This window comes from Paenarthrobacter sp. NPDC089988 (genome assembly GCF_044748465.1).
Classification (GTDB): domain Bacteria; phylum Actinomycetota; class Actinomycetes; order Actinomycetales; family Micrococcaceae; genus Arthrobacter.
This window is the reverse complement of sequence record NZ_JBIVGD010000002.1, coordinates 178,942-192,873: the sequence shown is the minus strand read 5'-3', so window position 1 is coordinate 192,873 and position 13,932 is coordinate 178,942. Positions and strand designations below refer to the sequence as shown.

13 protein-coding genes, 1 tRNA gene and 1 pseudogene are annotated in these 13,932 nt (G+C 64.8%); 3 read left to right on the top strand and 12 right to left on the bottom strand.

Annotation, left to right across the window (positions count from 1 at the left end; genetic code table 11):
* Positions 1-3: 3 nt before the first annotated feature.
* The 11 genes and pseudogenes from crcB to galU all read right to left on the bottom strand — a co-directional run bounded on the left by crcB (position 4) and on the right by galU (position 7,702).
* Positions 4-375 carry a fluoride efflux transporter CrcB gene (gene crcB, locus ACIPV6_RS04150; protein WP_400269654.1) on the bottom strand — a complete coding sequence of 124 codons (372 nt, stop codon included), beginning with the start codon at positions 373-375 and terminating at the stop codon, positions 4-6.
* Positions 372-827 carry a fluoride efflux transporter FluC gene (locus ACIPV6_RS04145; RefSeq protein WP_400269653.1) on the bottom strand — a complete coding sequence of 152 codons (456 nt, stop codon included), beginning with the start codon at positions 825-827 and terminating at the stop codon, positions 372-374. The genes crcB and ACIPV6_RS04145 overlap by 4 nt, the downstream gene beginning before the upstream one ends.
* Positions 824-1,339 (bottom strand): universal stress protein, encoded by a 516-nt coding sequence (locus ACIPV6_RS04140; RefSeq protein ID WP_400269652.1) that lies wholly within the window; start codon positions 1,337-1,339, stop codon positions 824-826. Before ACIPV6_RS04140 ends, ACIPV6_RS04145 begins: the two co-directional genes overlap by 4 nt.
* Positions 1,340-1,375: 36 nt before the next feature.
* Positions 1,376-3,080, bottom strand: a pseudogene (locus ACIPV6_RS04135) (ABC1 kinase family protein).
* 5 nt (positions 3,081-3,085) lie between these two features.
* Positions 3,086-3,622 (bottom strand): PadR family transcriptional regulator, encoded by a 537-nt coding sequence (locus ACIPV6_RS04130; RefSeq protein ID WP_400269651.1) that lies wholly within the window; start codon positions 3,620-3,622, stop codon positions 3,086-3,088.
* A gap of 88 nt (positions 3,623-3,710) precedes the next feature.
* Complete coding sequence (locus ACIPV6_RS04125) at positions 3,711-4,151, bottom strand: VOC family protein (RefSeq protein WP_400269650.1); 441 nt, start codon at positions 4,149-4,151, stop codon at positions 3,711-3,713.
* A gap of 47 nt (positions 4,152-4,198) precedes the next feature.
* Positions 4,199-4,271, bottom strand: a tRNA-Ala gene (locus ACIPV6_RS04120).
* 36 nt (positions 4,272-4,307) lie between these two features.
* Entirely contained in the window at positions 4,308-5,111 is an 804-nt protein-coding gene (locus tag ACIPV6_RS04115) for an SDR family oxidoreductase (protein ID WP_400269649.1), read from the bottom strand.
* Between the two features lie 6 nt (positions 5,112-5,117).
* Positions 5,118-5,984, bottom strand: a complete 867-nt coding sequence (locus tag ACIPV6_RS04110; protein WP_400269858.1) for a hypothetical protein — start codon at positions 5,982-5,984, stop codon at positions 5,118-5,120.
* Positions 5,985-6,136: 152 nt separating this feature from the next.
* Positions 6,137-6,763: a GNAT family N-acetyltransferase gene (locus ACIPV6_RS04105; RefSeq protein WP_400269648.1), complete on the bottom strand. Its 627-nt coding sequence runs from the start codon at positions 6,761-6,763 to the stop codon at positions 6,137-6,139.
* Between the two features lie 6 nt (positions 6,764-6,769).
* Positions 6,770-7,702, bottom strand: coding sequence for a UTP--glucose-1-phosphate uridylyltransferase GalU (gene galU, locus ACIPV6_RS04100; RefSeq protein WP_400269647.1), 933 nt, complete (start codon positions 7,700-7,702; stop codon positions 6,770-6,772).
* A gap of 104 nt (positions 7,703-7,806) precedes the next feature.
* Here galU and ACIPV6_RS04095 point away from each other — a divergent pair, with 104 nt between their 5' ends.
* The 3 genes from ACIPV6_RS04095 to ACIPV6_RS04085 all read left to right on the top strand — a co-directional run bounded on the left by ACIPV6_RS04095 (position 7,807) and on the right by ACIPV6_RS04085 (position 9,643).
* Positions 7,807-8,406: a 5-formyltetrahydrofolate cyclo-ligase gene (locus tag ACIPV6_RS04095; protein WP_400269646.1), complete on the top strand. Its 600-nt coding sequence runs from the start codon at positions 7,807-7,809 to the stop codon at positions 8,404-8,406.
* A 147-nt stretch (positions 8,407-8,553) separates the two neighbouring features.
* Positions 8,554-8,823, top strand: a complete 270-nt coding sequence (locus ACIPV6_RS04090; protein WP_400269645.1) for an FmdB family zinc ribbon protein — start codon at positions 8,554-8,556, stop codon at positions 8,821-8,823.
* Positions 8,824-8,890: 67 nt separating this feature from the next.
* On the top strand, positions 8,891-9,643 hold the full coding sequence (locus ACIPV6_RS04085) for a Flp pilus assembly protein CpaB (protein WP_400269644.1): 753 nt from the start codon (positions 8,891-8,893) through the stop codon (positions 9,641-9,643).
* A gap of 13 nt (positions 9,644-9,656) precedes the next feature.
* Here ACIPV6_RS04085 and ACIPV6_RS04080 read toward each other — a convergent pair whose 3' ends face one another.
* Positions 9,657-13,916 (bottom strand): AAA family ATPase, encoded by a 4,260-nt coding sequence (locus ACIPV6_RS04080; RefSeq protein WP_400269643.1) that lies wholly within the window; start codon positions 13,914-13,916, stop codon positions 9,657-9,659.
* Between the last annotated feature and the right edge of the window lie 16 nt (positions 13,917-13,932).

Genomic DNA, 13,932 nt, shown 5'->3' with positions numbered 1-13,932 from the left:
CGCTCAGGGCAGTAACAGGGCCATCCAGACACCCAAAGCCGCGGCGGCCACGCTCGCCACCAGGGAACCCAGGGCGTTGATGAAGGCGAGGCCAGTGCGTCCGCTCTGCACCAGCCGAATGGTCTCCAAACTGGCGGTGCTGAACGTGGTGTAGCCGCCAAGGAAGCCGGTTCCCAGGATCATCTGCAGCGATTCCGGGGCATGCCCACGCATCACCAACCCTGCGATGAAGCCAAGCATCAGGGACCCCGATACGTTGATGATCACCGTGGCCCACGGGAGCGCAGTCCGGACCCTCTCCCGGATGAGGCCATCGGCGACGAACCTGGAGGCGGCGCCGACGCCACCGGCCAGGGCAAGAAGGATCACCGTCACGATGCACCCCCGCCGTTGGATCTGCGCCTTCGCTTGTGGTGCCATGCGCCCAGGGCGATGCCGGCCGTCGTCGCCATTGCCCCGCCCACAACGCTCAAGCCCACATACCAGGCCGCGCCGCTGGAAGAGCCGCCCAGGAGCAGGTGCACGGTGTCCAGGGCGAGCGTGCTGTAGGTGGTGTAGGCGCCAAGGAACCCTGTGCCCAAGGCGAGGCGCAACACCCGGCGATGACCGGCGTCGGGCCCCCTTCGCGAGAGTCCTTCCAGCAACGCACCGAGCGCCAACGCACCCGTCAGGTTGATAAGCAATGTTGGCAGCGGCCACGCGCCGGGTGCAGGGATCATCAGTCCCAACCCGTAGCGGGTGAGGGCACCGAAGGCACCGCCGGCAGCCACCAAGCCGATGAAACCCCAGTGGAGGTGCACCGGGCGTTTAGTGGTGTTTGCAGTCATTGTTCGTCTGGAACCCGCGGATCCACCGGAACCACCAGGACTGGACGATCCTGCCGGTGCAGCAACTGCCTCGCGACGGAGCCACCGGTCAGTTCCCGGAGCGTCGAGCCCAGTTTGTGTTCCCTGGAGCCGACCACGATCAGGGATGCGCCGATTTCCCCGGCATGCCGGGCCAATGCGTGGCCCGGTTCGCCAGCCAGTGCCACCAAGGACCAATCGACGCCGGATCCAGCCAGCTGCGCCGCGATGATGGCTTCGAGGGACGCGGGGATGGGCTCGGCGTCCCCTTCCACTCCGTCCGGATCGATCGGGGCCATGGGACCGCCCGTTGTGCCATCCAATGGATAAACCGTTACGTCCACAAACGCACACACCAAGGGGAGTCCTGCGGCCGCGGCGAATGCTGCGGCCTGCTCCACCACGATCGACTGCTGCTTTGGTGCCACGCCTGCGAGCACGGGTCCCGTCATCACGTTCATTGCATGGAGGGGCTGGGGAGGCGTGTCATTCACAAGGGCAAGTTTACGACGCGCGATTCCGGTTCCGGCCTAACGGCGTCCGGGCCTCAGCACGTAGAGCAGTGGCAGGAGCGAGGCGACCATCAGGACGTTGCTCAGCACCAGATCGTCAGCGCGGACCAAGGCGCCTGCGATCAGGACGCCGCTGAAGATCAAAGCCCCCACGGCCCGCTGGGCGGTCCTGGCCAGTCGGGCCAGGTGCCGTTCCATCCGAGGATTGGATACTTCCACGGACCCTTCGTCGATCCTGGTGATGAGACCGTCAAGGCGCTTCGGCAAGGACATGGCCACGGCCGCGGTCTCCAGGACTTGGGCAGCGGGGTCCTTCACCACGTTGCCGCGCTCATCCCTTAGCAGGCGGGCCGCGTATGGCTCCACGGAATCCCACAGGTTGAACCTGGCGTCCAGGGAGCTGCACACCCCCGAGGTCAGCGACATGGCCCGGATAATGAGCAGGAAGTTCTCGGGCAGCTGGAACGGCAAGGAACGCACCACATCCCCGAATTCCACCGCGAAATCACGGAATTCCCGCGGGTCCACTTCGCGGAGTTCCGCGAAACCCATGCCGCCAAAACGCGCGAACAGTTGGGTCATGGCCTGTTCCAGTTTGCGGGTATCCGCCGATGGCACCAGCACTCCGATGTCGCTGATGGCAGCAACGAGGCCCTGGCCATCCCTGGCGGCCGCCGCGATCAGCAACTTCCGGAGCCCACTGCGGGTCTTCGGCGGAACCTGGCCCATCATGCCAAAGTCGATGAACGTCAGCTTCCACGGGTGCTCTGCCCCAGGATCAGTGTCCGGGGTGACGAAGATATTGCCGGGATGGGGATCAGCGTGGAAGAAGCCGTTGGTGAAGAGCTGCTCGAACATCACCGAGGCAAAGACCGGGGCCACGGCTGTTGGGTCAATCCCGGCAGCCCGGAGCGCCTCCGCATCCGTGATCTTGATGGCCGTGACGTCCTCCAGCGTGAGGACCCGGCGGGACGTTCGTTCCCAGACAATCCCCGGAACGGCCACCCTCCCATCCTCGGCGAACTCCACCGCAAAACGCTCGGCGTTGGCGGCCTCGTTCAGGTAGTCGATTTCTTCGAGGCTGGTCTGTGCGAACTCCTTCACCAGGGCCGGCACGTCTGCCCGCTCCGCAACAATACGGATGCGCTTCAGCCAGCCGCCCACCCTCCGCAAGGCGGCAAGGTCGACGTCGACGATCGCCTGGATGCCCGGGCGCTGAACCTTGAACACCACGTTGCTGAGGCCGGTTTCTTCCCGGTCCGGCGCCAGGCGTAGCGCGGTGTGCCTGGCCCAACGAGGCCGCGGCGATGGGCGTTTCATCTATCGACGCGAAAACGGCCTCCAAGGGAGCGCCGAGTTCAGCTTCTGCGAGGTCTTTGATGGCCGGAAAAGGGACGGGCGGAACCTCGTCCTGGAGTCCTTCGAGTTCGGAGGTGATCTCAGGTGGGAGCACGTCCAGCCGGGAGGACATGAACTGGCCCACTTTGATCATCAGACCGCCCAACTCCACGGCGAGGTCATGGAACCTCCGGGCGAAGTGCCGCATTCTCCTGGCACGGTGCCTGTCGGCAATCCTGCGCAGGCCGAACCGGGGTAGGAGCAGTTCGAACCACCATGTGACGGCCAAATGCCAGGCGGCAAACCGCAGGATGCGACGGTAGCGGGCACGGGTATCCGCCGGACGGACCTCGTAGTCCGTCCGGTCTCCCGGAACCGATGCCACCCGTTTCAGTCCTGGGCGAGTATCGCGTAGATCCGGCGGCGGGCTTCTTCAAGCACGGTCACGGCATCCTGCACCTGCTTGGGCGTCCCGGTTCGACCCACCTGGGCAGCTGCCTGGGCCAAGTCGATTCCTGCCTTTGGCAGCGATGCGACCCCCCGGGTTTCGCCCTGGGAGCTCCAGAGGCCGGAGGTCTCGGCCTGCTCCACGTCCTCCCGGCCCGCTTCGGTCAGGGAGTAGATCTTCCGCCCGTTGGACTCCTCGGCACTGACGAATCCTTCATCTGCCAGAAGCTGGAGCGTCGGGTACACAGAGCCGGCGCTGGGCTTCCAACTGCCTCCGCTGCGCTCCTCGATTTCGCGGATGATCTGGTAGCCGTGCATGGGACGCTCCGTCAGGAGCGTGAGGATGGCCGTGCGCAGCTCGCCGCGTCCTGCCCGCATCCCGCTGCGTTTCTCGAACCGGGACCGGAAATCCTCCATGGCCTGCCACATGCCGTCGAAACCGTTCCCCATGAAGCCGCCTGCCGGGAATGACTCACGCATTTTGCCCACCTCACATCATCGCGAACGATACTGAACGATAGCCCAAACGATATACCTGCCCCTCGTGCTGGACAATCATCCTTGAGGACTATCCGATCCGCTGTGCAAGGGCAACGATGATCCCCTCCGGACCGCGAACGTACGTCATCCGCCAAATGTCTTCATGCTGGCCCACGCCACCTACCAGGCCGTACCCATCGGCCGCCAACCTCTCCAGGGCAGCATCCAGGTCATTGACTTCGAAAGCAACGTTGCGCAGGCCCAGCTCAGTGGACATCGCTGCGGGTGAACCCGGCTCATGGTCGGGGTGGGTGAAGCTGGACAGCTCCACGCCCGTACCCCCGTCAGGTGCACGCAGGGTGGCTATTTCGCTGCGGGAGTTCGGTATGCCGATCACGGTGTCAACGAACTCGCCCTCCATGTGCATCCGGCCCTCGACTTCGAGGCCCAGGCTTTCGAAGAACGCGATGGCTTTGTCGAGATCGGCAACCGTGATGCCGACGTGGTCGAAGTGCTTTACGAAAGACATGGTGCCAAGGCTAGCCCAGGCCGCGGACAAGGGTAAGGGAGGAAGTGTGGAGCTAAGGAGATTCGAACTCCTGACCTCTTCGATGCGAACGAAGCGCTCTACCAACTGAGCTATAGCCCCTGGACCAGGCTTCACGGCGTGGCCAGTGTCCCTAGGCTATAAAGTTTCCCGGCGCTTTTCCAACCACGACACGAACGACTCCGTCCCGTACTTTTGTCCTGGCACCAGGTTGAGCCCTGCACGGAGGTAGCGACCCATGGGGCCGGGCAACGGGAACTCGACTACTCGGCCGCGTGATCGTGTGGCCGCCTTCCAAGCCATGGCCATGTCCTGCATGGTCAGAATCTCCGGACCGCCCACGGTCCTGACGCTGTGGGTCTCTGCGGACGAGGAATCCGCGACGGCTTCCTCAAGCAGCGCCCAGGCAACATCCTGCGGTGAGATGGTTTGGATCCATGCCCCCTTGAACACAGGGATCAGCCGGAGCCGGGCACCCGCAGCGAAGACCATGGCTACCAGACTGTGGAACTGTGTTGCGCGCACCACCACGGTCTTCAGTTCCGAGCTTGCGTAGACACGCTCCTTCGCGGCCTTGGAAACGTAGAAGGAGTAACTGCTCCTGTCGCAATTGATGATGGACAACGCCACCGCCTTGGGAACGCCCGCCTGGTGGGCGGCGTCCAGAAGCCGCGTACCGCCGTCGGCGAAGTGCTTTTTCGCCTTCCCGAACTGGCCCTCCAGGCAGTCAATAACGACGTCGGCACCCGCCACCGCGGCGGCCAGGCCGACGCCGGTGGTGACGTCGCCCGCGAAGTAGGCGGCGCCGTCGTGATACCGCGCGGAACCAGGCTGGGGCAGACGGCGGCTCAGCACCCTAACGGCGTGGCCAGCTTCGAGGGCAAGCCGGACAACTTCCCGCCCGACTTGGCCGGTGCCACCGGCTACGCAGAGCGTGGCCAAGTGCGGCTAGGCCCGGCGTCGCTGCAGGACGTCGTCCAGGTTGCTCAGTGCGCTGTGACCCTTGGCCGGAGTGCGAACCTGCGTGGCGGCGTCAGCCTGTTCCGCACCCTGCTTGAGGACCGGCTTCCCGACGGGCTTGGGCGCCTCGGGAAGGACCAGCGGCTCCGGCGCAGGTCGGTTTGCCTTGGCTGCTCCAACGTAGGTGGGCTTGGGAACCTCAACGGGCTTCCAAGGGGTGCCAGCGTCTTCGGGCGCGGCCTCGGCAGATGTATCCCCGGCAGCGAGGGCCACGGCCAGTGCCGCTTGACGAAGTTCGACGGCGGAAAGCCTCGCCTGCTCGCCGCCTGCCTCGGCATCGAAAACAGGAGTTTCCCTGGCCTCCACGGGCTGCTCCTTGGGCAGGTACCGGGCGGGAGTCGGAATGGATTCCTTTTGGGCAGCACGGCGGGCACGGCGTTCGCGGAGGTCACGCAAGGCGAGCTGCCGCAAGACGACGACGGCGAGCACGGCACCGAGGAATGACACCAGCGGCAACCAGATGGAGCCCTGCCCAAAGAGCCGGACAACGCCGGAAACCACGGCAGTCAGGAGGAGGATCAGGCCGGACAAGGCCAGCGTCAGACGGGCGTACCGGATAGTGAACGGGGTACTGGACGGCTTCCGGGGAGTGGTATCAGCCACGCGGAATTCCAGGGGCGACGCCTGTGCTGTGCTGTGCATGGTCTCCATCGGTTTCTCCTGCTGAGGTGCCAATGCCAATACCACCCCTGGCTGCGTCTCGTCGGGCTCGTCCTCGAATGGCTCTGCCGGCCCGGTGGCCGTTTGGACCTGTGGCCGCCCTTTGCGTAGAACATAGGGCGCGACCCACACCATCCAGAGCGCGACAGTGACAACGAGTATCACTGAGCTGCTGAGAGGGAAGTCCACATTCAAAACCGTAGAAGCAAATCGTCAGGTGCCGTGGCATTCCTGCCGGTGTGTCGCCCGCGAGTCCCTAAATGATTCCCGGGAAGTCCCAAAAGTGCCTATGACCTGCCCGTTCTTCCTTCCCGCCAGCTTTCCAGGAGTCCGTGCGGAACTTCCTCGGAGGTCAGCGCGAAGGATCTGTGATCTGCCCATTCCCCATTGATGTGCAGGTATCTTTCGCGGTAGCCCTCGTCCCGAAACCCGAGTTTTTCGACTACGCGCAGACTGGGTGCGTTTTCCGGCCGGATGTTGATTTCCATGCGGTGCAGGCCCAGCGTCCGGAAGCAGTGATCCGTCGCCATCGCCACAGCAGTGGGAGCGATTCCGTGTCCCGCGCGGTCCTTGTCCACCCAATACCCCAGGGTGGCCATCATGGCCGAACCCCAGACGATCGAGGAAACCGTCAGCTGGCCAACGATGCGCGGTTCACGGAAGCCGGGGGTCGACTCGGCGATGATGAACGGCAAGGCGGTGGCTTGGCGCGCCTGCTGGTTCAGGGACGCCACCATCTGGCGGTAGCTTGGGAGGCTCCCACCCGGTGCGGGGTTGGACGCCTCCCAAGGAGCAAGCCATTCATTGTTCCGCGAGCGGACCTCGGACCATTCCCGCTTGTCCCGGTAACGGATGGGCCGGAGTACCAGGTCCCCGCTTTCCAGCGTCACCGGCCAGATCGCAGAGCCGTACATCCGGTGTTACTGGGGAAGGCTAGCCGTGAAGTCCGGCAGCCACTCGCGGAGCTCGGGACCCAGATCTTCGCGTTCGCAGGCCAACTCGATGCAGGCCTTCAAGTAGCTCAGCTTGTCTCCGGTGTCGTAGCGGCGGCCACGGAAGACCACGCCGAAGACGCCGTAGCCTTCGCCCTCGCCGCGGGCCAGGACCTCGAGAGCGTCGGTCAGCTGGATTTCTCCGCCGCGGCCCGGAGCTGTCTTCTCCAGGACATCGAAGACGGCCGGGTGCAGCACGTAGCGGCCGATCACGGCAAGGTTGGAAGGGGCCTCATCGACGGAAGGCTTCTCCACCAACTGCTTGATGCGGACGTACCCTTCCTCGCCGTTCTCCTCGACGTCGGCGCAACCATAGGCGCTGATCTTGGATGGTTCCACTTCGATGAGGGCCACCACGGATCCGCCGGTCTTCTGCTGCACGGCGATCATTTCGCTGAGGAGATCGTCCTTGGGATCGATCAGGTCGTCGCCGAGCAGGACGGCGAAAGGTTCGTGGCCTACGTGCTGCTTTGCGCGGAGGACAGCGTGGCCCAGGCCGTTCGGGTCGCCTTGGCGCACATAGTGGATGTCACCAAGGTTGGTGGCGGACTGGATGGCTTCGAGCTTGGACGTGTCACCTTTCTCCGCCAGGGTGGCCTCAAGCGCAGGAACACGGTCAAAGTGGTCCTCCAAGGCGCGCTTGCTGCGGCCGGTAATCATCAGGACGTCATGCAGTCCTACTTTCACGGCTTCTTCGACCACATACTGGATGGCTGGCTTGTCAACCACGGGCAGCATTTCCTTCGGCATCGCCTTCGTGGCGGGGAGGAACCTGGTACCAAGACCCGCTGCGGGGATGACGGCCTTACGGACAGCATTGTTATGGTGAGTCACCGGACTAATGTAACGGACGGAACACATCAAAAGGTAAACCCCCGCCGTGCCGGGACACACAAATTGTCAGTGAATCAGCTGGCTGGGGCATTGGCGCCCCACCCGGCAACGCACCGACGGAACGGACAATCATGGCATCGAAGGAAGAAATACGCGCCGCCCGCAGGCTGCACCGTCGCACGCTGACACCTGAGCAGATAGCAATCGCTGGCGACGCCCTCGCGGCGCACGGAACGGCGTGGGCCAAAGAGGTTTCAGGCGGCGCCCCCGGCACCTTCACCGTGTACCTCGGCGTGGCTTTCGAGCCACCCACCCTTCCCCTGATCGAGGCCCTGCACCGGGACGGCCACCGGATCCTGCTTCCGGTGTGCGAGCCTGACCGTCAACTGAGCTGGGTGATCTGGACCCCTGAGACAGTCTTCGTCCGTTCGGAATACGCACCGATCGACGAACCGGAGGGCGAACGGCACGGCGCGGATGCCGCCTCGCACGCCGACGGCATCTTCATGCCTGCCACGGCCGTTGACGAAGACGGCAACCGGATCGGCCAGGGCGGTGGCTACTACGACCGCTTCCTGCAAGGCCTCGACGCCTCGGGCCGGCAGCCCCGCACCATCGCGGTGACATACGACGACGATGTGTTGCCTTCCGGTGCCATCCCGGCCGAGCCTTTTGACCAGCCCGTCCCGGAGGTCCTCACGCCGTCGGGAATTGTGCGGCTAGGCAGGTAGTTATGGTGGCGTACGGCCGGGCAACTTCAGGCTGGCGGTCGTACAGCCGGATGATAGAATTGGCACTCAGGCCCTGCGACTGCTAAGGCGGATATACCTCCGCCGGAGGCTGCACAGGACCTGACGTTTGTCCTGAGGAGGAATTCAGTGCCCACATACGCATACGCCTGCAAAGACTGTGACCATGCCTTTGACATCGTCCAGTCGTTTTCGGACAGCTCCCTGACGGAGTGCCCGCAATGCCAGGGCGCCCTGCGCAAGAAGTTCAACAGCGTCGGCGTTGTCTTCAAGGGCTCCGGCTTCTACCGCACGGATTCCCGCGACTCCAAGGGCAGCAGCACCGTTTCTGCTGCGCCTTCGGCTGCACCGGCAGCCGCGCCGGCTGCCACGCCGGCGCCCGCCGCTGCCGCGAGCTAGCCTCACTTATCCACATAAGGCTGCGGGCCGCTGTCGGGCAGTCGGCGACGGTGGTTAGCGTGGCGTCATGCCACACTCACCCTCCTCTCCTCGCTTTGCCCGAACGCGCCATGCACGTGGCGGAGTCCGCACGCGCTACACGTCCCGGCGTCCGTCAGTGCCTGCACCTGACAGCCGTCCCCGGCTGCTGTTTCTTTCCCGCCTTGCCCGCCACCGGCGGCTGCTTGTAGTCCTTCTGCTGTGCGTGGCGGCCGGCATCACCGTCCAGCAGCTCACGCCCGCCCCTGAGCACCGCATCAGCATTGTGGTGGCCGCCCGGGACCTGCCCGCAGGGACAAGTCTCAGCCAAGGTGACTTCATCAGCATGGGCGTCCCACAGGACATGGCAATTTCGGGGGCCATAGGCGACCCCGCGTCGCTGGCCGGACGCCAGTTGACTTCGCCCCTGGCCAAGGGACAAATACCTACCGAGGCGAATCTCCTGGGACCAGGCCTTCTCACAGGGGCCCCCGCAGGATCCGCAGCAGTTCCCCTGCGCATGGCCGATCCCTCGTCCATTCAGTTGCTCTCCCCCGGACAACTCGTCAACGTGGTGCTGACCCCTGCAGACTCCTATGACGGATCCCGCCAGAACCAAACTCTCGCTGGACCTGTCCCCGTGCTTTGGACGTCGGGCAAAGGCGGGAAGGCCGGGCCCTGGCTGGGAACAAGCGATACGGACGGCCTGGTTGTGGTGGCGGCAGACCCTCAACAAGCAGAAAAGCTTGCCGGCGCATCCACGCACGGCAAGCTCTTCTTCGTGCTCATCAATACCTCTTGATCAGCGTCCGGGATCAGCCCCAGTGCGGTGGCCGCTGCTCCTTCAGCCACTGATCGTGGTCGTAGCCGGACTCGTCGCCCCACCGGCGTGGGTCGTCCTCCGAGGCCTTGTTGGGCAGGATTCCCGTGGAGGCGGACTTCACAGCCGCGGACTTCGAGTCTTCGTCCTCCGCGCCCTTTTCGGACTCCGCCACGTCATTCGACTCGTTCGCCTCACGGGCCTCGTTGGCCTCACCGGAGTCCTGATCGACGGAGGCGGTTTCTTCGGAACCGTTCGCCGGGGCTTCCTGGCCCGGTTCCTCGGGCTGCCCGTCCTTCGTCCTTGCAGGCTCCACGGCAGGTTCCTGAGTGCTCACTGATTCTTCTTTCACGACTTCCAGTTCCGGGTTTTCCGCGCGGTCCCGGGACCCCACCGCGGAAGGGCGCGGCACGAAGGCCTGTGCGCTGCCCACTTCTAATTGTTCTACGTCCATGTCCAGGAAACCATGGTGCGGGACGGGGGTAGCTTGTGGCACGTGGTTCTCGAGGCCCAGGTAAGAGCCAATGCGGTCAGCGCAGGAGGACGGGTCAGTGAAAACCTCGATGGTCCACAGGGACATGTACCGCCAGCCCATCCGCTCCAGCAGTTGGGGGCGCAACCTGCTGCGTTCCCGGACGCTCATCCGCCGGTAGCGCTCGGTACCGTCGGATTCGATGGCTACCGGGGTGGGGACCTCGGCACCTTCCCGGCCAATCGTGTGCACCGGGTCGGCGGCGGCGGCGATGTCCAGCACCCCGTCATAGAGGTGCCACACCCGCGCTCCCCGCGCCCGCAGACGGTCACCAAGATCGGCCACCAACGGATCCTCGCCGAGAGCCTGTTCGCTGGCCACGGCGCGGGATGCTGGTGTGCCGAGGTTGCTGTTCCCGGAGAGCTCCCGGTCCAGCAACTCATAGAAGTCCACGGCCCCGTGCGACAAGCGGTCCAGGTCCAGGTCTTCAGGACGGAAGCAACTCAGGACGTGCAGGGAACGGCGGGCACGGGTCATGGCCAGGGCGAAGCGGCTGCGTCCGCCATCAACGGACAAGGGCCCGAAGGAATGCAGGGCGCGTCCGTGCGGCGTGCGGCCATATCCCAAGGAGAAGATCACGTGGTCCCGCACCAGTCCCTGGGCGCGCTCCAGGTCCACGACGCGGAAGGACTCCGGTCCCGCCCCAAAGAAAGCAGAGAGCAGTGGGTGGTTGGGCAACTGAAGCCTGATCGCTTCGCCGATGCGGGCCGCGTGCCGCAGGCTCGCAGTGACCACGGCCAAGGACGTGCGGGGACGCAGCCGGGCGTGCTCGAATACAAGGTCCACCACGCGGTTGACCTCCGCCGTCACGGATTCGACACCCTCGTGGTCCGCCCCGGGAAGTCCGGTGCCGTCCGGGATGTACTCCACCAGGATGGAACGGTCCAGGCCCGTCACGGAGTTGCCGTCCGGGAGTCGCCGCAACCCGCCGTCGTAATAGTTCTTGCTGAGCTGGAGGACCAGGTCCTCGTCCACGGCCCGGTACACCCAGTTCAGTTGCCACGTGGGCAGGACACGCGCCAAGGCAGTGAAGGCACTGTCCACGGGTTCATGGCTGGCCACTCCAGCCACCGGAGGCTCCACGGCCACACTGAAAGTGCGGGCGTTTGCGATCTTCGCGTCACCGAAGGCAATGACCTGGCGGGCACGGGCGATGGCCGGGAGCACCGCCTGGAGGGATGTCGACTCGGCATCGATGATCACCACGGCATCGAACTTCTGCTCAGCGGGAAGCACACCCGTCAGCAGGTACGGGCTGACCGACCACACGGGGACCAGCAGCGGCACCAGGTCGGGTGCCTGGGCGCTCAGTGCCGGGAGCGTGACCCGGCCATCCTTGAGCAGGGCGCGCAGCAGCTCTGCTTGGCGCGGGTGTTCCACGATTCCCTGGCGCCACCGGCTGGCCAGCTGCCACCGCAGGCGTGCGGCACCACTGGCGATATGCGCTTGGTCGGCCAGGCGGAATTCGGCCTCCAGCTGGCGCAGCGAATCGCCGTCGGACATGGCAAGGTAATCGTCGCCGCTGATCATGGCTTCCAACGCTGACTGCCACCACGCGAGGTCAAGCTCGGCCGCGACGGACGCGGCAGGGACTTCACGCGCGGCAAGGTCGGTCAGCAACTCGCCCAGGCCATGCTCACGCATCTGCTCTATCAGCAGGGTGCGCTCAGGAAGTGTCTCCAAAGTGGCGGTATCGGCCACAAGCCGTTCCAGCCGTTCCATGAGCTCCGTGTAGGGACTTCCGTGCAGGGCACCGCCGTCGGAGGTGTGCTTGAGGGCCTCCCCAAGACGCTGCAATTCGCCATCGAGTTCGCGGTAGAGCGCACCAAGATCGGCAAGGCCGGACGGCACGGCGGGATGCCGCTGGGTGGTGGCGTACCCGGCCCACAACGCGCGCTGTTCCTGGACAAGGACCAGCGAGCTGTGGAGATCCGCGATGTGAACACCTGGTCGCACGTATTCCTTGGCTACCCGGCGCAAACGGGAGCGCTGCATGGACGGCATCTCAAGGTTGCGTTCGCGGCGCCAGGAGGAGCTCGCCGTAGCGGAGATGAGGTCGTGGACGGGACGGTCGAAAATGTCCGGGGTGAACTTGTCCAGGCTCTCACGCACGGCAATCAGGAGTTCAAGCTGGGTACCCCACTCGGTGAACGTCTCCCCCAGCCGGATTTCGGCGTGGTCGGCCAACTGCTTCATCCGGTCACGAAGGACAGGAAGCTTCTCCTCCGCCAGCCGGGCAAGCTGTTGCGCTTCCTCGGTCTCCTTGCGCGTAACCAGTCGCGCACCGTACCAAGGACTGGAGGTGGATGCCCGGCTGAAGCTGCCCAGTTCCGCAGCGCGGCGCAGGCGTCCGGCCAGTTCCTCGCGGTCCTTGATGTTGTCCAGGACACTGCGCTTGAGCCGCACGGTGGTGGACGGGGCCGGGTGGATGGACGTCAGTTCAGCGAGGGACTGCATGGCCTGGTACGGCGAGCAGCCCCACCGTTCACGCACGTTGTGCAGCGACGCCACATGGTCCGTCAGGGCATGGCGATGCCCCGTCAAGGTCTCGTGGAGGTTGCCCAGCTGGGGTTCCAGGGCTTTCTCGTTCCGCATGATTGCCCGGACCAACTGGCCCTTCAGCTGTTGCGGCGTGGTGCCGTTGCCGGGGCGGAAGAGCATCGATTCGAGCCCCAGGGTGTCCAGATGCGCAGAGAGGGCGGCCAGGCTCGACTGGCGCTCCCCCACCACCAGGACGGACTTGCCCTCAGCCACCAAGGCACCAACCGCGTTGATGGCTGTCTGCGTTTGTCCGCTGCCGGGAGGCGTGCTGACAACCAGGGAATCCCCGGCGCGGACAGCGTCCACCACGTATTGCTGGTCGGTATCGGCATCAAGCAGCAGGAGTTCGTCGGCAGGATCGCGCTCGTCCAGGCTGGGGAACCGCCCGGCCTTGATGGGCTCAGGCTCCACGTCGCCGCCATTGGCCGCCGTAGCCAGTGCGGCCACGGTGGGGTTGTTCATGTTGATCCAAGGATCGTCGAGGTTGCCGGAGAGGTCCGCGAGCGTGGTCACCAGCAGGTTGAACTCAACATCCGCTCCATGGATCGGTTGTACCAGCGTGGCGAGGCGGTCGAGCACCGGCTGCGGGTCCAGCCGCGCGGTGTTGTACGCCATCCGGGCTACCGCATTGACGTCGAACACGATGCCATGGACGGACTTGAGGTGCCGTACCAGGGCGGGGTTCATCCGGGCCTGTTCGGTCAGTTGCAGCTCGAAGTCGTCTTCTCCGGGACGGACGGTCAACGTGATGGCCGTAAGCATGACGGGCGCCGAAACGCGCTGCGGCTTGCCCCCGACGGCGGAAGTCCACACCACGGTTCCGGCGGAAAGATAGCCCGCCTCGATGCCGCGGTCGTTGCCGAGTTCAAAGATCTTGGAACGGATATTGCGCGCAGCACGGGCAGCAACCAGGTATTGCTGGCGGTCCCGGATCAGCGTGGACAAGCGTGTTCGGCGTCCCGCGAGCAACTGTGCCAGGCCGGATGGGTGCGCTGTGCTGAGGTCGATTGCGCCTTCCGGCGTCTTGACGAAGCGAAGCATGGTGTCCGCCCCGGTAACGGGCTTAAGTCCAGACAGCCATTTCCGGAGCTCTTCGGAGTCCTCTTCGTGGCCTTGACCTAATGACACAACTTCTGCCTTCTTTTCTGAACTAGCTTTAGACGCCTTGGACCATACCGGCATACTTTCGAGGGTAGCG

Coding starts and splice junctions, on each gene's coding strand:
- ACIPV6_RS04125 (WP_400269650.1), bottom strand. CDS start 4,151: ATGTCTTTCGTAAAGCACTTCGACCACGTCGGCATCACGGTTGCCGAT.
- ACIPV6_RS04145 (WP_400269653.1), bottom strand. CDS start 827: ATGACTGCAAACACCACTAAACGCCCGGTGCACCTCCACTGGGGTTTC.
- ACIPV6_RS04130 (WP_400269651.1), bottom strand. CDS start 3,622: ATGCGTGAGTCATTCCCGGCAGGCGGCTTCATGGGGAACGGTTTCGAC.
- ACIPV6_RS04110 (WP_400269858.1), bottom strand. CDS start 5,984: ATGGTGTGGGTCGCGCCCTATGTTCTACGCAAAGGGCGGCCACAGGTC.
- ACIPV6_RS04085 (WP_400269644.1), top strand. CDS start 8,891: ATGCCACACTCACCCTCCTCTCCTCGCTTTGCCCGAACGCGCCATGCA.
- ACIPV6_RS04080 (WP_400269643.1), bottom strand. CDS start 13,916: ATGCCGGTATGGTCCAAGGCGTCTAAAGCTAGTTCAGAAAAGAAGGCA.
- ACIPV6_RS04095 (WP_400269646.1), top strand. CDS start 7,807: ATGGCATCGAAGGAAGAAATACGCGCCGCCCGCAGGCTGCACCGTCGC.
- ACIPV6_RS04105 (WP_400269648.1), bottom strand. CDS start 6,763: ATGTACGGCTCTGCGATCTGGCCGGTGACGCTGGAAAGCGGGGACCTG.
- galU (WP_400269647.1), bottom strand. CDS start 7,702: ATGTGTTCCGTCCGTTACATTAGTCCGGTGACTCACCATAACAATGCT.